Origin of the sequence: Alterirhizorhabdus solaris, assembly GCF_007785815.1 — a bacterium.
Classification (GTDB): domain Bacteria; phylum Pseudomonadota; class Alphaproteobacteria; order Sphingomonadales; family Sphingomonadaceae; genus Alterirhizorhabdus; species Alterirhizorhabdus solaris.
The window spans coordinates 1-17970 of sequence record NZ_VNIM01000006.1 but is presented as its reverse complement, the minus strand read 5'-3'; the positions used below and the strand labels follow the sequence as shown (position 1 = coordinate 17970).

Annotated in this window: 15 protein-coding genes; 8 read left to right on the top strand and 7 right to left on the bottom strand. The window is 69.5% G+C overall.

Annotated elements, in window-relative coordinates; all coding sequences use genetic code 11:
* Positions 1-52 precede the first annotated feature (52 nt).
* The 5 genes from FOY91_RS02830 to FOY91_RS02810 form a co-directional block, all read right to left on the bottom strand.
* Positions 53-385, bottom strand: coding sequence for a UrcA family protein (locus tag FOY91_RS02830; RefSeq protein ID WP_145147934.1), 333 nt, complete (start codon positions 383-385; stop codon positions 53-55).
* A 176-nt stretch (positions 386-561) separates the two neighbouring features.
* Entirely contained in the window at positions 562-942 is a 381-nt protein-coding gene (locus FOY91_RS02825; RefSeq protein WP_238995203.1) for a hypothetical protein, read from the bottom strand.
* A gap of 60 nt (positions 943-1002) precedes the next feature.
* Positions 1003-2457 (bottom strand): tetratricopeptide repeat-containing sulfotransferase family protein, encoded by a 1455-nt coding sequence (locus FOY91_RS02820; protein ID WP_145148023.1) that lies wholly within the window; start codon positions 2455-2457, stop codon positions 1003-1005.
* Between the two features lie 163 nt (positions 2458-2620).
* On the bottom strand, positions 2621-3550 hold the full coding sequence (locus tag FOY91_RS02815) for a response regulator transcription factor (RefSeq protein WP_145147930.1): 930 nt from the start codon (positions 3548-3550) through the stop codon (positions 2621-2623).
* Positions 3540-4967, bottom strand: coding sequence for a hybrid sensor histidine kinase/response regulator (locus tag FOY91_RS02810; protein WP_238995202.1), 1428 nt, complete (start codon positions 4965-4967; stop codon positions 3540-3542). Before FOY91_RS02810 ends, FOY91_RS02815 begins: the two co-directional genes overlap by 11 nt.
* A gap of 143 nt (positions 4968-5110) precedes the next feature.
* On the opposite strand from FOY91_RS02810, the gene FOY91_RS02805 reads away from it, so the two are divergent.
* From FOY91_RS02805 to atzF, 8 genes are read left to right on the top strand one after another with little or no spacing between them, the layout of a single operon-like run.
* Positions 5111-6217, top strand: a complete 1107-nt coding sequence (locus tag FOY91_RS02805) for a putative urea ABC transporter substrate-binding protein (protein ID WP_145148022.1) — start codon at positions 5111-5113, stop codon at positions 6215-6217.
* Positions 6218-6227: 10 nt separating this feature from the next.
* Entirely contained in the window at positions 6228-7043 is an 816-nt protein-coding gene (locus FOY91_RS02800; RefSeq protein ID WP_145147928.1) for an ABC transporter permease, read from the top strand.
* Entirely contained in the window at positions 7040-7849 is an 810-nt protein-coding gene (locus tag FOY91_RS02795) for an ATP-binding cassette domain-containing protein (protein ID WP_145147926.1), read from the top strand. The genes FOY91_RS02800 and FOY91_RS02795 overlap by 4 nt, the downstream gene beginning before the upstream one ends.
* A gap of 43 nt (positions 7850-7892) precedes the next feature.
* On the top strand, positions 7893-8336 hold the full coding sequence (locus FOY91_RS02790; RefSeq protein WP_203234476.1) for a CopG family ribbon-helix-helix protein: 444 nt from the start codon (positions 7893-7895) through the stop codon (positions 8334-8336).
* The gene (locus FOY91_RS02785; protein ID WP_145147922.1) at positions 8333-9151 is read left to right on the top strand and encodes an urea amidolyase associated protein UAAP1; all 819 of its coding nucleotides are present in this window, start codon (positions 8333-8335) and stop codon (positions 9149-9151) included. Before FOY91_RS02790 ends, FOY91_RS02785 begins: the two co-directional genes overlap by 4 nt.
* Positions 9148-9801: an urea amidolyase associated protein UAAP2 gene (locus FOY91_RS02780; protein ID WP_145147920.1), complete on the top strand. Its 654-nt coding sequence runs from the start codon at positions 9148-9150 to the stop codon at positions 9799-9801. Before FOY91_RS02785 ends, FOY91_RS02780 begins: the two co-directional genes overlap by 4 nt.
* Positions 9798-13397 carry an urea carboxylase gene (uca, locus tag FOY91_RS02775; protein WP_145147918.1) on the top strand — a complete coding sequence of 1200 codons (3600 nt, stop codon included), beginning with the start codon at positions 9798-9800 and terminating at the stop codon, positions 13395-13397. Before FOY91_RS02780 ends, uca begins: the two co-directional genes overlap by 4 nt.
* Positions 13394-15145 (top strand): allophanate hydrolase, encoded by a 1752-nt coding sequence (gene atzF / locus FOY91_RS02770; RefSeq protein ID WP_145147916.1) that lies wholly within the window; start codon positions 13394-13396, stop codon positions 15143-15145. Before uca ends, atzF begins: the two co-directional genes overlap by 4 nt.
* Positions 15146-15504: 359 nt before the next feature.
* Here atzF and FOY91_RS02765 read toward each other — a convergent pair whose 3' ends face one another.
* Both FOY91_RS02765 and FOY91_RS02760 read right to left on the bottom strand, forming a co-directional pair.
* Positions 15505-16110, bottom strand: coding sequence for a hypothetical protein (locus FOY91_RS02765; protein ID WP_145147913.1), 606 nt, complete (start codon positions 16108-16110; stop codon positions 15505-15507).
* Positions 16111-16160: 50 nt separating this feature from the next.
* Positions 16161-17156: a sterol desaturase family protein gene (locus FOY91_RS02760; protein ID WP_145147911.1), complete on the bottom strand. Its 996-nt coding sequence runs from the start codon at positions 17154-17156 to the stop codon at positions 16161-16163.
* Positions 17157-17970 lie beyond the last annotated feature (814 nt).

The following is a 17970-nucleotide window of genomic DNA, read 5'->3' as shown; positions in this document are numbered from 1 at the left end:
CTTGTCGGTGCAGATCATTCGGCGCGACCGGGACCGCGCCGGGGTCGTCAGTTCAGCGGACGGAGGCCAGCTGGACCGAACGTGCCGGCGAAGCAGCCGCCACGCGGGCTTCGATCTGGCCGCGCACCTGCTCAGCGACGTCGGCGCGGCAGGCGCGCGCGCGTGCTTCCAGGTCGATATGGATGTTGGCGAGGTTCTCGCCGCAGACCGCACGGGCGGCCTGATCGACGCGTACCGCGAGGCGCTGCTGCCCGTCCGCGCTGGCGAGGTCGAGGCCCTTCAGCGTCAGCGTGGCGCTGTCCTTGGCGAAGGGATTGGCGACGGTGCCCGCGAACGCTGCGGACCCGAGCGTGACGGCGGCAAGGGCCGCAATGGCGATCTTCATGGCCTTCTCCTGCAATCCCCGCCTCTCATCGGGCGGGAGGCGTGCATTTAGGCGCACGGAAGGCCCGCGACAATTGCGTAAAGCGAACGTGCAACCGGGCCGCGCCGGCATGCCGATCGCGTCGGGGGAGGCAGGAGGAGGGGGCGTCCGGTCAGGTCTCCATGCTGATGGCCGGCTTATCGCGCGCGCACGACGAGCGAGGCAAGTTCGATATCGCGCGCGAGCATGCCGATGGGCAGCCGCACCGTGGCGACGTCCCCACCGGCCGCGTCGTACGCGCCGACGGTGACGTGCAACGCCCGCGCGTTGCCGGCGGACCATTCGCGCACTGTCGCGACCGGCAGTTCGATGCGCCACGCGGTGCCGCCGCTCACCTCGACCGGGCGGCCGTTGATGCGGACGGCGGCCTGGGGCGACGCGCGGTGGCCGCGGACGAGCAGGCGGTCGCCCCCGTCGCGGGAAACGAGGCGAGTGGACGGGGCGGGCTGTGCCATCGCCGGCGCTGCCATGGCCGCCAGTGCGACGAGGGGCAGCATCATTCGCGGAGAGATGTTCATGGCGTCATGGCTCGCCCGCGACGGCCGGCCTCGCCATGGGTCGTTTGACGTAGCGGGGGGTCAGTCCGCCGCGATCCCGTGAGCCTCGAAGAAGGCGCGCACGGGTTCGAGGGCGGCGGCGTGCCGTTTCCACCGGGCGACCGAGCTGCCGTAGATCGGCCGACGCACCTGCGCGGCGCTGGGCGTGGAGACCGCGCCGGCATTGGTGTGAAAATCGAGGCAGCGATCCGACCAGTCCAGCCCGCAGTGGGCGAGCAGTGCGCGCGTCTGCCCCTCCTGATCCGCCACCAGCGCCTCGTAGCGCAGTTCGAGAATACGGCCCGGCAGCGCCGTCCGCCAGAAGGCCATCATCCGGTCGAAGCGGTGATAATATCGCGCGATGTCGAGCAGGTCGTAGCTGTAATCGTAATAACGCGAGCCGATCGCGAACAGGTTGCGGAAATTGGCGAGCACGGTGTCCATCGGGCTGCGGCGCAGGCACACGATCGCGGCGTTCGGCAGCGCCCGCGCGGCGATGCCCGCGTACAGGAAATTGCCGGGAAACTTGTCGACGAAACGACCGGCCGTCGCACGCCGGTGGTGCGCGGCGCGGGCGAGATAGTCGCGCCCGATCGCGGCGGCATCGGCGCGCGTGGCGGCGACGATCGTCTCCGGATCGAGCACGGTGCGGCTGCGCGTGCCCGCCGCCGCCTTGACCGCGAGCGGCAGTGCCTGAAGTTCGCCCACGCTCTCCACCGCCGGATGCGAGGCGAGGATGCGGTCGACGAGCGTGGTGCCGGTGCGCGGCATGCCGATGACGAGGATCGGCGCGTCGGCGGGCGGCGTGCCCATGGGCGCGCGCGCCATCGCCGGCCACGCCGCCTCCATGCCGTCGAACAGTGCGGCATCGCGCGCGAAATCATAGGCGAGCGACGCGCGATGCGCGGCGTTGACGGCGGCGAGCCGGGCGAACGCCTCGTCCGGCTGGTCCACGTCCTCCAGTTCCTTGACCAGTGCGTAGCCGGTCAGCAGTCGCGCGCGGCCGGGTGGTGCGCGATCATGCACGGCGCGCAGCCGCTCGACATGATTATCCGCCGCCGTCTGCCTGCGCAGCCCCGCGAGCAGGTGGTGCGCGCGCGCATCGTCGGGTGCGTCGGCGAGGATGGCCTCCAGCGCCGCCGCCGCCTCGTCCGTGCGACCGAGGAAGCTGAGCGTCGCCGCCAGATTATAGCGGAAACGGCCGTCGTCCGGCGCGAGCGTGGTCGCCGAGAGGAAGTGGGCCAGCGCGGCCTCGTGATCGCCAAGCCGGGCATAGACGCACCCCATCGTGTCGCGGCCGAGCGCATCGCCGGGCAGGGCGGCTTCGGCGGCGCGCAGTACGGCGGCGGCATCGCCGTCACGGCGCACGAGCGTGTAGAGGCGGGCGAGCTGCGCGCGATATTCCCCGCGCGGAACGAGCGCGATCGCCTGTTCGATCAGATCGATGCCGGCGCGGATCCGCCCGGCCTCGGCGTCGGCGATGCCGGCCAGGAACATCGCCTCGGCCCGGCCCGGGGCGGCGGTACGGGCGGTCTGTGGCAAGGCTGCTCCTTCCTGCTGTATCCCAGCTGCCGACAGTGGGGTGCGGCGCGGGCGGCGGACTCTACGTCAAACAACGCATAACGGCCGATCCGGCGGCGTCACTACCTCGTGCCATGACCTACCGTGACAACGTGCCCACGGCGATCGCGGTAGCCGATGCGCGGTTCTCGACGCCCATCTTCTCGAAGATCTGTTCCAGATGCTTGTTCACGGTGCGCGGGCTGATCTTGAGGATCGCGCTCACCTCGCGGTTCTGCTTGCCGCGGCTGATCCAGAACAACACCTCGGCCTCGCGCGAGGTGAGGCCGTGACGCGCGGCGAGCAGCCGCTCGGCATCGCCCTCGCGGTTCTCGGTCAGGCGGAACAGCCGGTCGCCGCCGGCGGCACGGCGCAGGAAGGTGCATTTGACCGCGGTATCGCCCACCTCCAGCGCCGCCTGCGCGCCCTCCGGCGCATCGGCCGCGACGAGGCGGCGGATCGCGTCGGCCAGCGGCGCGGGCAGATGCGCGTCGTGCGCGCGCCAGCCGGGAAACAGCCGCTCGATCATCCCCGCCGCCAGCGGCGTGAGCCAGCTCGTCGCCAGCTCGTCGTCCACCGCGAACGACGGGCGCCCGGCGGTGTCGAGCGCGAGCTGGCTGCCCTGCGCGATCCGCGCATTGGCCAGATGGACCGCGATCCGCACGAGCAGCTCCTCGACGACGATCGGCTTGGGCACATAGTCCACCGCGCCCGCCGCGAAGCCGCGCACGACATGCTCGGTTTCGGTCAGCCCGGTCATGAAGACCACCGGCAGGTGGCGGAAGCGGCTGTCCGCCTTGATGCGGCGGGGGGGGTCGAAGCCGTCCAGCCCCGGCATCAGCGCGTCCATCAGCACGAGGGCGGGCGGGGCGTGCTCCAGCAGGTCCATTGCGGCCAGACCGTCGATCGCGACGAGCGCGACCATGCCCGCCTGTTCCAGCGTGGCGGCGAGGAAGCGCAGCGACTCCACCGTGTCGTCGACGACGAGGATCGTGGCACCGCCGCCTGCCCGCCCCGGATCAGAGGCCATCGTCGATCATCCGGGCGAGTGCGCGCAGATCGAACGCATCGAGGGTGCGCCGCATCCGGGCCAGGATCGCGCCGCTCGCCGGCGCGGCCGCCTCGAGGTCGCTTAGCGCCGCCTCGATCGCGCGGACGCGGCCGGTTTTGACATGACCCCGCAACGTGGCGAGCAGCGGCCGCGCCGCCTCCGGCAGCGCGAGCGAGCCGGCCGCATCGTTGGCGGCGGCCATGTCGTCGGCCACGATCCAGTCGAGATCGAGCTGGCGGCCGATCATGTCGAGCAGCGCGTCGAGTTCGACCGGCTTGGAGATGAAGGCGTCGTGGCTGCTGCGCCCGTCGCCGCCCGCCCGGAATTCATGCGCGTTGGCCGAAACGATCACGATGCGCGTCGCGGGCGGGCAGACCTCGCGCAGCCGCGTGGCGGCCTCCCAGCCGCTCATGCCCGGCATGTGGATGTCCAGCAGCACAAGATCGGGCGCGCAGCGCGCCAGCTCGATCCCCTCCGCCCCGTTCGCCGCCGAGAACACGGTGAAGTCGAGCGGGCGCAGCAGGCTGCGCAACACGGTGGTCTGCGCGGGGTCGTCGTCGATCACGAGCAGCGTGCGGCGCGCGCCGCGATAGCCGATGACGTTGGCATAGGTGAGCGCACGCGACGGGGCGGCCATCGGCTCGGGCAGCATCAGGCGAAGCTGGAAACGGCTGCCGCGCCCCTCCTCGCTCGATGCGGTCACCTCGCCGCCGAGCAGGCGGGCGAGCGCGCGGGTGATCGCCAGCCCCAGCCCGATCCCCGGCTGCAACGCGACATCGGGCGCGCCGCCGCGCTCGAATGGCTCGAACACCCGCTCGATATCCGCCGGGGCGATGCCGATGCCGGTATCGGTGACCTCCACCAGCACCGTCTGGCTCCGATAGCGGACAGTGACGGTCACGCCGCCCGCGTGGGTGTATTTGATCGCGTTCGACAGCAGGTTGATGAGGATCTGGCGCAGCCGCTTCTCGTCGGTCCGCACGAACGGCGGGAGGCGGCCATCCGCCACATAGTCGAGCGACAGCCCCTTCGCGGTCGCCTGCATGCGGAACATGTCGACGACGAGATCGAGCAGGGCGGGCAGGCGGACGAGATCCTGCCGCAGCTGGAGCACGCCGCTCTCGATCCGCGAGATGTCGAGCAGCCCCTCGACCAGATTGGTCAGATGCTCCACCGACCGCCGGATCACGCTGCCCGCCTCGGCGGGGGGGATCGCGCCGTCGCGTTCGAGCAGTTGCGCGTAACCGTAGATCGCGTTCAGCGGCGACCGTATCTCGTGGCTGACGGCGACGAGATAGCGCGTCTTGGCGGCGTTGGCGGCCTCGGCCGCCTCCTTGGCCCGGCGAAGCTCCCGCTCCCCGGCGGTAGCGGCATCGCGGCCGGCCCCGTCAGCCACGATGGCCCGACCCGGACTTTGCGGCAGTGCAAAAAAGAATGACAGCGGCCATTCGCTCGTTATAAATTTTATTACCGGATTGTCCAAACTTAATATTCAGTGCATCGTCCGGTCCAGCAATATCGGGGCTGGGCATCGTGACGATGCGATATTTGGAGGTGCGCGTGGCGGGTTGGCTGTCCAAGACATGTGTCGCGATCGCGACCTCCCTGATGCTCGTTACGGCTGGTTGCAGCGGCGGTGCACAAGAGGCCGGGGCCAAGCGCACCGACTTCTCGATCGGCTGGTCGATCTATGCCGGCTGGATGCCGTGGCCCTACGCCCAGCAGGCCGGCATCGTGAAGAAATGGGCCGACAAGTACGGCGTCAAGATCAACTTCGTGCAGGTCAACGACTATGTCGAGTCGGTGAACCAGTACAACGCCGGCAAGCTGGACGGCGTGACCGTGACAAACATGGACGCGCTGACCATCCCGGCGGCCGGCGGCAAGGATACCAGCGCGATCATCCTCGGCGACTATTCCGACGGCAATGACGGGATCGTGCTGAAGAACGCGGCGGGGCTGGCCGACATCAAGGGGCGCACCGTCTATCTGGTCGAGCTGTCGGTGTCGCACTACCTGCTGGCGCGCGGGCTTTCCACGGTGGGCCTGAAGCTCAGCGACGTGAAGACGGTGAACACGTCGGACGCCGACATCGTCGGTGCCTTCGCCAATCCGGCGGCCACCGCAGCGGTGACGTGGAACCCGCAGTTGACCGAGATGGCCAGGCTGCCGAACGCGAAGCTGGCGTTCGATTCGCACCAGATCCCCGCCGAGATCCTCGACCTGCTCGTCATCGATACCGCGACGCTGAAGGCGAACCCGAACCTGGGCAAGGCGCTCGCCGGGATCTGGTACGAGACGATCGGCCTGATGCAGCGGCAGGACGCGGCAGGTGCCGCCGCGCGCGCCGCGATGGCCAGAATGGCGGGCACCACGCCCGAGGCGTTCGACGCGCAGCTTCGCACCACCCACCTCTATGGCACCCCGCGCGACGCAGTGGCGGCGCTGACCGCGCCGACGCTGGCCGGCACGATGACCAAGGTGCGCGACTTCAGCTTCTCCAAGGGGCTGTTCGGGCAGGGCGCGACCTCCGCCGACGCGGTCGGCATCGGCCTGCCGGGCGGCAAGACGCTGGGCGACCCGGCCAACGTGAAGCTGCGGTTCGATCCGAGCTTCATGGAGCAGGCCGCGGCCGGCACGCTGTGAGGAGGCCGTCATGCGCTGGGTGAACATCAGGCCAAGCCGCAACGGCGCCATGCTGCTCGGCGCGATCCCGCTGCTGGCGATCCTCGTCACCTATCTGTTCGCGTCGGCCGCGCGGCATGCGGACAATCCCTCGGACAAGCTGCTGCCCACGCCGGGCGCGATGGTCTCGGCGATGCACCGCCTGATCGCGCAGGTCGATCCGCTGAGCGGCAACATGCTGTTCTGGATGGACACGGCGGCGAGCCTCCAGCGGCTCGGCATCGCGCTCGGCATCTGCACGCTTTCCACGTTGCTGGTCGGCATGGTGCTGGGGGTGCTCCCGGTGGCGCGCGCCACTCTCGGCGGGCTGGTGACGGCGATCGCCGTGATCCCGCCGATCGCGCTGCTGCCGATCCTGTTCATCGTCTTCGGGCTGGGCGAAACCGCGAAGGTGGCGCTGATCGTGATCGGCGTCGCGCCCTTCCTAATCCGCGACCTGGCCGATCATGTCGCGCGAATCCCGCAGGAACAGCTCGTCAAGGCGCAGACGCTCGGCGCGTCGAGCTGGCAACTGGCGCTGCGCGTGGCGCTGCCGCAGGCGATGCCGCGCCTGATCGCCGGGCTGCGGCTGTCGCTCGGGCCGGCGTGGGTCTATCTGATCTCGGCCGAGGCGATCGCCTCGGACGCGGGGCTGGGCTACCGCATCTTCCTCGTCCGCCGCTATCTGTCGATGGACGTCATCATTCCCTATGTCGCGTGGATTTCGCTGCTGGCGATCGCGATGGACGTGGCGCTGGCGCAGTTGAGCCGGCGCGGCTTTGCCTGGGCGCATCGGAGCGACCGATGAGCGCGCTCCTCACCCTCGACAACGTGTGGCTGGAATATGGCGACAAGATCGTGCTGGAGCGTGTCGATCTCGACATCGCCGAGGGCAGCTTCATCTCGATCATCGGGCCGTCGGGCGCCGGCAAGAGCAGCTTCCTGCGCCTCGTGCTGGGGCAGGAGGCGCCAAGCCGGGGCCGCATCCTGCTGGACGACCGGCCGCTCGTGGCGGAATGCGGGCCGGATCGGGGCGTGGTGTTCCAGCGCTATTCGGTGTTCCCGCACCTGACCGCGCTGCGCAACGTGATGTTCGCGCGTGAATGTGCCGGTGCGCGGTTCACCGCCCGGCTGTTCGGCCGCGCGCGCCGCGCCGCCGAGGAGGAAGCGGCGGCGATGCTGGCCGAGGTGGGGCTGGGCGACGCGCTTCATGTCTATCCCGCGCAGCTTTCGGGCGGGATGCAGCAACGCCTCGCGATCGCGCAGGCACTGATCGCGCGGCCGCGCGTGCTGCTGCTCGACGAGCCGTTCGGCGCGCTCGATCCCGGCATCCGGCAGGACATGCACCGCCTGATCCTGCGGCTGTGGCGCGAGCATGGGCTGACCGTGCTGATGGTGACGCACGACATCGGCGAGGCCTTCAAGCTGGGCACCCGGCTGCTGACGTTCGACAAGCGCCGGATCGATCCGCACGCCCCCCACCGCTTCGGCGCGACGGCGATCTACGACCTCGCGCTCAAGCCGCACGTGCTGCCCGCCGACACCGCCGCCGGGGCCGAACCCGACGCGGACGTTATTACGATTGACATCATAGGTAATAATCGTGAGAAATGATCCGGTGAAAGACGCAGCCCCCACAAGCCTCGCGCGGCTGAGCATGAGCCTGCCCGCCGAACTCTCTCGCCAGCTCGACGTGATGGTGGAGGAGCGCGGGCTGCCGTCCCGCTCCCAGCTGATCGCCGAGCTGATCCGCAACGCGCTGGCCGATCACGGCGAGGCGATGCGGCCGGACGACATGCTCGCGGGCACCATCACCTTGGTCTATCGCGGCGACATGGGGCGCGTGCGCCACCAGCTCGCGCAGACGCAGGCCGAGTATCTGAAGGAGGTCATCTCCTCGCAGCACGTCTTCTTAGAGGACGACCAGTCGCTGGAGGTGCTGCTCGTTCAGGGGCCGGCGGTGCGGCTGCGGGAACTGTGCGATGCGCTGCGCAAGGTGCGCGGGGTGCGACAGCTGCGGTTGTTCACCACGACCGCGCTGCTGCCGCCGTTGTACGAGCAGGAGCAGGACGCCGGGCGCCTGGCGGGGGAGGCGGCATGAGCGGTCTGGCCGATCCGGGTGCCGCGCGCGCCCATGCCCGCGCGATGGGCGATACCGTCGTCGAGGCGATGCCGCTGCTGCCACCGCGCGCCGACGACCTGCCTGCCGGCGTCGCGCCCGAAGACCTGCTGTGGGAGGAGACGATCGCAGCGGGCGGCTACGCCTCGCGCCGGATCGCGCGCGGTACGCGGCTGCGGCTGATCGACCTGCGCGGCGATGCCTGCGCCTCGCTGCTGCTGTTCAACGCAGACATGCCCGCCGAGCGGCTGAACATCGCCGATACGGTGAAGGTGCAGTGGAACGCCTACCCCACCACCGGCAGCGTGCTGCTGTCCGACATGGGCCGTGCGCTCGCCAGCATCGAGACGGACGAGGCGGGCACGCACGACGCCTTCTGCGGCGCATCCAACCGGGAATCGAACGCCCGTCGCTACGGTGACGGCAGCAATTCGGGCGAGACCCCCAACGCGCGCGACCGGCTGCTTTTGGGGGCCGCGAAACATGGCCTCGGCCGGCGCGACGTGCATCCGTGCCTCAACCTGTTCAAGGGCGTGCGGATCGCGCTGGATGGCGCCGTGGAACCCCAGATCGGCCCGTTCGCAGCCGGCCGCGCGCTCGTGCTGCGGGCCGAGATGGACCTGATCGTCGTGCTCGCCAATTGCCCGCACGTGAGGGACGAACGGCCGTGGAGCGTCACGCCGCTGCGCGCCACCGCATGGCGCGGGCCAGTCGCCGGGCAGGACGACCCGATCCGCAACGCGACGCCCGAGCGGCGGCGCGCCTTCCTCAACACCGAGGATCTGTACCGCCGATGACGACGCACTCCCAGAACGCGGGCGATCCGCACCTCGCCGGCCTGCCGGGGCCGGTCGTCCATGACGAGATCGTGGCGGCGCGCGCGCCGTGGCGGCACCGGATGGCGGCGGGCGAGACGCTGCGGGTCGTCGATCTCGACGGCAATCAGGCGGTGGATTTCCTCGTCTATGCGGCCGCCGACGATGCCGAACGCTACAGCGCGCAGGATACGATCGCGCGTCAGGGCAATATCTTTCTGCGGACGGGCAGCGTGCTGCTGTCCAACGAGGGCCGCGCGATGATGACCATCGCGGCCACCTCGGTCGACTATCACGACACGATCGGCGGCGCCTGCTCGTGCGAGTCCAATACCTTGCGCTACGGCCACCACACCAAGGCGCAGCACGCCTGCGTGGACAATTTCCTCGAGGCGAACCTGCACGACGGCCGCGCCAAGCGCGACATCGTGTCGAACGTGAATTTCTTCATGAACGTGCCGGTGGAGGCGGACGGCGCGCTGGGCATCGTCGACGGCATTTCCGCCCCCGGCATGACCGTCGACCTGCATGCGGAGATGGACGTGATCGTGGTTGTTTCCAATTGTCCGCAGATCAACAACCCGTGCAACGGCTTCAACCCGACGCCCGTGCGCATGATCGTGACGGCATGAACGTCCGCACGGTCCTGATCGCCAACCGGGGCGCGATCGCCTGCCGGATCATCCGCACGCTGAAAAGGATGGGCATCCGCTCGGTCGCGGTCTTCTCCGATGCCGACGAGGCCTCGCGGCACGTGTTCGAGGCGGATGTCGCGGTGCGGATCGGGCCGGGGCCGGCGGCGGAAAGCTACCTCGATGCCGCGCGCATCCTCGCTGTCGCGAAGGAAACGGGGGCGGATGCGATCCACCCCGGCTACGGCTTCCTCTCGGAGAACGCCGATTTCGCCGAGGCGTGCGAGGCGGCGGGCATCGCCTTCGTCGGCCCGACGCCCGACAATATCCGCGCGTTCGGCTTGAAGCACAGCGCGCGTGCGCTGGCGGAGGCGGAAGGCGTGCCGTTGGCCCCCGGCACCGGCCTGCTCGCCGATGCGGCGGCGGCGGTCGAGGCGGCGGGGCGGATCGGCTATCCGGTGATGCTCAAGGCGACCGCCGGCGGCGGCGGCATCGGCATGCGGGTGTGCGCGGACGATCAGGCGGTGCGCGATGGCTATGCCGCCGTGGCGCGGCTGGGCGCCGGCAATTTCGGCGACGCCAGCCTGTTCCTCGAACGCTTCGTGCCGCGCGCGCGCCATGTGGAGGTGCAGATCTTCGGCGACGGCGCGGGCCGCGTGGTGGCGCTGGGCGAGCGCGACTGCTCGCTCCAGCGGCGCAACCAGAAGGTGATCGAGGAGGCCCCTGCGCCGAACCTGCCCGGTCATGTCCGCGCGGCGCTGATCGAGGCGGCGGTGCGGCTGGGCAAGGCCGCGCGCTACCGTTCGGCCGGCACCGTCGAGTTCCTCTACGATTCGGCGCGGGAGGACTGGTTCTTCCTCGAGGTGAACACCCGGCTTCAGGTGGAGCATGGCGTGACCGAGGAAGTGACCGGGATCGATCTGGTCGAGTGGATGGTGCGCGGCGGCGGGGGTGATTTCGCGTTCCTCGACGCGCCCGTGCCCGCCCCCACCGGCTGGTCGATCCAGGCGCGGCTCTATGCCGAGGATCCGGCGGTCGATTTCCGGCCCGCCGTCGGCCGGCTGACCGAGGTCGCCTTCCCCGCCGGTGCGCGGGTGGAGACGTGGGTCGAAGGCGGCTCGGACGTGTCGCCCTTCTACGACCCGATGCTCGCCAAGCTGATCGTGCGCGGCGAGGATCGCGACGCGGCGGTGGCGGCGTTGCAGGCCGCGCTGGATGCGACGCGGCTTGCCGGCATCGAGACGAACGTGCGCTGGCTGCGCGACGTGGCACGGAACGAGGATTTCGCCTCGGGCAATGTCTCCACCGGCTCGCTCCAGTCGGTCGAGCATCATCCGCGCAGCATCGTCGTGCGCAGCGCCGGCACGCTGACGGCGGTGCAGGATTACCCCGGCCGGATCGGCTCGTGGGATGTCGGCGTGCCGCCATCGGGGCCGATGGATGCGCGCGCCTTCCGGCTGGGCAATGCGCTGCTCGGCAACGATGCCGCCGCACCGGGGCTGGAGTTCACCGCGACCGGCCCGACGCTCGCCTTCAACACGGCCGCGCGCATCTGCCTGACCGGCGCGAATTTTAATGCGACACTCGACGGCGCACCCGTCTCCCGCAACGTGCCGGTGGACGTGGCGGCGGGGCAGGTGCTGGCGCTGGGCCGGGTGGGCGGTGGCGGGATGCGCGGCTGCCTGCTGTTCGCGGGCGGGCTGGACGTACCGGCCTATCTCGGCAGCGCCAGCACGTTCGACCTCGGCGAGTTCGGCGGCCACGGCGGTCGCCGGCTGCACGTGGGCGACACGCTGCATCTGGCCGACCGGCCATGTACCGCATCGCCCGCCCCCCGCCCGGTGGACCAGCCCGCGCTCGGCCCGGTGGGGACGATGCGCGTCCTCTACGGCCCGCACGGCGCGCCGGACTTCTTCGCGCCCGAGGATATCGAGATGATCCTCTCGGCCGAGTGGCAGGTGCATTACAACAGCAACCGCACCGGCGTGCGCCTGATCGGGCCGAAGCCGCGCTGGGCGCGCAAGGATGGCGGCGAGGCGGGGGTGCATCCGTCGAACATCCACGACAACCCCTATGCCATCGGCGCGGTCGACTTCACCGGTGACATGCCGATCATCCTCGGCCCGGACGGCCCGTCGCTTGGCGGCTTCGTCTGCCCGTTCGTCGTCATCTCGGCGGATCTGTGGCAGGTCGGGCAGCTTGCGGCGGGGGACCGCATCCGTTTCGCGCAGGTGAGCCTTGCCGAGGCGGAGGCCGCCAGCGCGGTGGAGGAGGCGGTCATCGCCGGGCGCGCCGCGCCGCCCGCCGTCGTGCCCGACGCCGTGCGCGAAGAGGCGATCCTTGCCGATCTGCCGGCACAGGGGCGGCGTCCGCGCGTGCTGTACCGCCGGCAGGGCGACCGCAACCTGCTTGTGGAATATGGTGCGATCACGCTCGATCTCGAACTGCGCCTGCGCGTCCATGCCGCCACCGCCGCGCTGGTCGAGACGGCGCTGCCCGGCATCATCGACATCGTGCCCGGCATCCGCTCGTTTCAGGTGCATTACGACGGCGTGTCGCTGCGCGAGGCGGCGCTGCTCGACCGGCTGACCGCGATCGAGGCGGCGCTCGGCGAGCTGGACGATTTCACCATCCCCTCGCGCATCGTCCACCTGCCGCTGAGCTGGGACGATCCTGCGATCCACCAGACGATCGAACGCTACATGGCGGTCGTGCGCGACGACGCGCCGTGGTGCCCGGACAATATCGAGTTCATCCGCCGGGTGAACGGGCTGGCGGATGCCGCCGAGGTGCAGCGCATCATCTTCGACGCGAGCTATCTCGTGTACGGTCTGGGCGACGTCTATCTCGGCGCCCCCGTCGCCACCCCGGTCGATCCGCGCCACCGCCTCGTCACCACCAAATACAATCCGGCGCGCACCTGGACGCCGCCCAACGTCGTCGGCATCGGCGGGGCGTATATGTGCATCTACGGCATGGAGGGACCGGGCGGCTATCAGCTGTTCGGGCGCACCATCCAGGTGTGGAACACGCACCGCCAGACGGATGCCTTCGTCGACGGCAAGCCGTGGCTGCTGCGCTTCTTCGACCAGATCCGCTTCTTCCCCGTCAGCCATGACGAGCTGACCGAATGGCGGCGCGATTTCCCGCTCGGGCGGCGCAGCATCGAGATCGAGGAGACCGAGTTCCGGCTGGCCGACTATCGCGCCTTCCTCGACGAGAACGCCGGCTCGATCACCGCGTTCGAGACGCAGCGCAACGCGGCCTTCGCTGCCGAGCGCGCGGACTGGGAGGCGCGCGGCGAGTTCGATCGCGTCGCCAGCCTCGTCGAGGAGGTCGGCGGGGCGGCGGCGGACGAGGTGGCGCTGCCCGATGGCGCCGAGATGGTCGAGGCGCCGTTCGGCGGCAGCGTGTGGAAGCTGATGAAGGCGGTCGGCGATACCGTCGCCGCCGGGGAGACGATTGCGGTGATGGAAGCGATGAAGATGGAGTTTCCTGTCACCAGCCCCGCCGCCGGCACGGTCGCCGCGCTGTACGTGACCGAGCGGCAGGCGGTATCGCCCGGCGCGCCGATGCTGGCGCTGACCCGCGCATGACCGCGCTCGACCGCCTCTCCGCCAGCGCCATCGCGGCGGACGTGCAAGCGGGGCGGCGATCCGCCGCCGCCGTGATCGAGGACGTGCTGGCCCGGCTGGACCGCTACGATGCGGTTCAGGATGCCGTCTGGATCGCCCGCTTCGACGCCACGGCCCTGCGCGCCGCCGCCGCCGCGATCGACGCACGGGTCGCGCGCGGCGAAGTGCTGCCGCTGGCCGGCGTGCCCTTCGCGGTGAAGGACAATATCGACGTCGCCGGCCTCGACACCACGGCGGCGTGCCCGGCCTTCGCTTATGCCCCGGCCCGTTCCGCCGAAGTGGTCGAACGGCTCGTCGCGGCGGGCGCGATCGTGATCGGCAAGACCAACCTCGACCAGTTCGCGACCGGCATCAACGGCACGCGCAGCCCCTACGGCATCCCCCGCAACGCCTATAACCGCGCGTGGATCAGCGGCGGATCGAGTTCGGGGTCGGCGGTGGCGGTGGCGGCGGGGCTGGTCGCCTTCGCGCTCGGCACCGACACGGCCGGCTCGGGGCGCATCCCGGCGGCGTTCAACCACCTCGTCGGGCTGAAACCCAGCCGGGGGCGGTGGAGCAGCCGTGGCCTGATCCCGGCCTGCCGCACGCTGGACTGCATCACGGTGATGGCGGGCACGGTCGACGACGCGGCGCTGGTCGACGATCTCGTCGCGGGCTTCGATGTGGACGACGTGTTCTCGCGCGCGTTGCCCGACGTGCCGCGTGCGACCCGGCGGATCGGCGTGCCGCGCGTTGAGCAGCGGGCATGGTTCGGCGATATCGAATCGGGGTTCCTGTACGACACGGCGCTGGCGGGGCTGGATGCCGAGATCGTCGAGATCGACATGGCGCCGCTCGCCGAGGCGGCGCGGCTGCTCTACGACGGCCCGTGGGTCGCCGAGCGGACCGCCGCGATCCGCGATTTCCTGAAAGGGCAGCCGGACGCGATCCACCCGGTCGTGCGCGGGATCGTGGAGCAGGGGCTGTCCTATAGCGCGGTCGACGTCTTTACCGGCACGTACCGGCTGGCCGCGCTTGCCCGCATGGCGGAAGCGATGTGGACGGATATCGACCTGCTCCTGCTGCCGACCGCGCCGACCAGCTATCGCGTGAGCGAGATGCTCGCCGCCCCGGTGGCGCTCAACGCGAGCCTCGGCACCTACACCAACTTCGTCAACCTGCTCGACATGGCGGCGATCGCCGTGCCGACGGGGTGCCATGCCAGCGGCGTGGGCTTCGGCGTCACGCTGATCGGCCCGGCGGGTACGGACCGCGCGCTGGCGGCCGCGGCGAAGACGCTGTTTCCCGCGCCGGCCAGCGTGCCGCCGCTCGATCTGGAGGGTTCGATGGAGAAAGTCCGCATCGCCGTCGTCGGCGCGCATCTGAAGGACATGCCGCTGCACTGGCAGCTGACCTCGCGCGAGGCGACGTTCGTCGGCGAAGCGAAGACTGCGCCCGTCTATCGGCTGTTCGCGATGGCCGGCAGCGTGCCGCCCAAGCCCGCGCTGATCCACGACGAGACCGGCGGTGCGATCGCGCTGGAGGTGTACGAGCTGGACATGGCCGCGTTCGGCAGCTTCGTCGCCGAGGTGCCGCCGCCGCTGGCGATCGGCACGGTGACGCTGGCGGACGGCAGCCTCGTCAAGGGCTTCGTCGCCGAGCCGCGCGCGATGGCGGGCGCGGAGGACATCACGGCGCTGGGCGGGTGGCGGGCCTATATCGCCCGTTGAGTACTGCCCCCGCCGGGCGCCATGCCCGGCGGCGCGGCGCCCGGCATGGCGCATGCGGCGCATGCCGCCGCTGGCGGCGGGCTAGAACCGATCGTTTCATCTGGATGGTGCCGTAGCGGTGTCGCCGACTGTCTGGCGATCACCTGCCGGACCTTCCGGTCGGACGAGCGGCACGATTGCGATCGTGACGAGGGCCTTGGCGGGTGTGGCGTGCGTCACGCGGCCCACCGGGAGATCTTACGAGGCGGGCAGGCGGGGCGCCGATGGCGCGCCATGCCCGGTTCGCCCTCCCGGCGCGGGTGCCCAGGGGAAATTGCCGGCCGGCCGATCCCGCCATCCCCCACCCCTGACGGCGCGCGTCAGGCTTCCAGCTTCTTCCTCAGCAGCGACCGGAACAACCGCGCCTCCAGGATCCGACCGACGATATAGAGCAGGGCAAAGATGCCGGCGAAGACGTAGGCGGACGTGGGCTTCTGGCTCTTGTCCTCGTCCTTCTTGTCCTTCTTCGCCTTGTCGGGGGCCGGGGCGCCCAGCGCCTTGTCGAGGGGGTTCATCGGCACGTCGGGCTTCTTCTTTGCGGCGGCCTCCTTCTTTGCCTTCGCGGCGGCTTCCGCCGATGGCTTCTGGTAGTCGCTCACGACGATCGTCAGCCCGGCGAAGCCGAGAAACAGCAGCGGCAAGAAGAAGCAGAACAGCAGCATCCGGCTGGTCAGGCGGTAGCGCAGCAGCGGACCGGCGACGCCGCGCTCGATCCGCAGCACGCCGCCGTCGAACACCGCCATCCTGTCCTGCGCGGCCTGATCCCTCTTGCGGAAGGTCAGCGTGTCGCCGGCCCGCTCATGCGTGGTGCCCGGCTGGCGAAACAGCGGGTCGATCCGGGCGAACGCCTCCTCGGCCGACTGGCCGCGCGGCAGGGCCACGCTACCGCTGACGTTCCAGATCCAGTCGACGAGGCGAAGGTTCATGCGGTGTCCGTTCGGGCGGTTGCCGGATGACGTGGGCAGGGCCAGCCCCGTCATTCCGCCGGCACCGCGATCGGCTGGCCGCCCGTCGACCGGCCATATTTGACCTTGATCGTCTTCCAGCCCTCGACGAACGGAAAGGTCATCTGTTCGCGCACCGACATGCGGCGGCCGTATTCCAGCCCCAGCAGTTCGGCTTCGCCATCCACGCACGTCCCGAACATTCGGTCGATGAAGATGAAGGAGCCGGCATAGTTGCTGCGCGTCGCCTCATAATCCTGCGAGTGGTGCAGGCTGTGGTGCTCGGTAGTGTTGAACAGGAACCGCCACCAGCGCGGCGAATTGAAGCGCACGTTGATGTGCTGGTACGATCCGATCGCCAGCCCGAAGACGCCGGCGAGCAGGGCCGCACGCGGCAGGAAATCGAAGAAGCCGCCCAGCCCCAGCCCGATCAGGAACAGCTCCACCGGGTTGCCGACCGCGCCCTTGTTGATGTTGAGCTGGGTAATGTAGTGGTGCACCGAATGCGGCAGCCACAGCGGATACCAGTTATGCATCCCGCGGTGCATCCAATATTGTACGAAATCGAAGATGAACGCGATCAGCAGCGCCTGCACCAGCAGCGGCAGCGTCATGAACCAGGTGACCTTGCCCCAGTCCATCGAGTGCAGCAGCTTCTCGGTGATGACATCGCTGCCGATGAAACCTTCCGCGAGATTGAGCACGGTGTAGCCGAGCCCGACGTAGAACAGGTCGGTGACCAGCTCCTTCCACGTCAGCTGCCAGCTCGCGAAGCGGGGATTGACCCATTCGAGGCCGAGCAGCAGCACCCTGAAACCGATGCCGATGCCGATCGCCGTCGATGCCTTGGCGATCGAATTGGGCGCATAGTACCAGAAGGCGAGCAACGCGAAGAGCATCGCGGGCTGGAACCAGGTGAAGACGAACTGCTTCACCGGGCCGCCCTCGACCCTCGGGATGTTTTCCCACCCGATCGTCACCGGCGCCTCTGCCCCGATCACCCGTTTTCCTACGCGAACTCCGCTCATTCTGTCCTCGCGTGCCGACCCATCGCCTGGAAATGGCCGAAAAATCGCGATGGCGTGATACGTCATCAGACGTATGCCGCTCTGCGAACCCGGCTTGGCGAGGGGCGGTCGCTTGCCGGACAGCGCCGGAAGCAAATGTCCGTGCCGAGGGTGGCACCGACCGCGCGATCGGCGGAGAAAGCGGACGGACCGAATATCGGCCGCGTCGGGCTACGCACGCCCGGACCATGCCCGATCGGTGGCGGCAAAAGCGCTTGTGTCGCTGGCGATGGGATTGCCCCGACAGCGCTGGAGTGCGTGGTACGGCCGATCCGGCGTCCGCCGACGTGATACCCGTCCCGGCATCGCATGCCACGCTGCCACGGCGGGGGGCTGATCTGCGGAGAGTGGTGACCCCAACGGGAGGACTTCCTCGAGGGCAAAAACCGCGGAAATCTGCGACTTTTGCTAGTCTCCCAGATCCTTTGTGTACTCGGTATGTGTACTCGCTTCCTGCTGTAGACACATCTAATCGCTGAATACTGTCTGTGCAAGGCGGGTTGCGGCAACTTGAGACTGACCTGCTTGTGGATAGGCGTCGAAACGGGACCCCCGCCGAAATGCGGCTAAGGCGTTGTAGCGGAAGACAGAATAAAAACTCTCGGGGGGCGATCGGCGCCGATCGGGACCCCCTTATACCAAGGCTCGGAGATCGTGACTCGGCGGGGCTTGCCAGCGTCAGCGCGCCCTGATTCAACATGGCAAACGGATTGGAGTTTGCCATGCCGATCGCGCTTCGCACCGATTTCGACGCTGCCTCTGTGAGGAAGGCGGC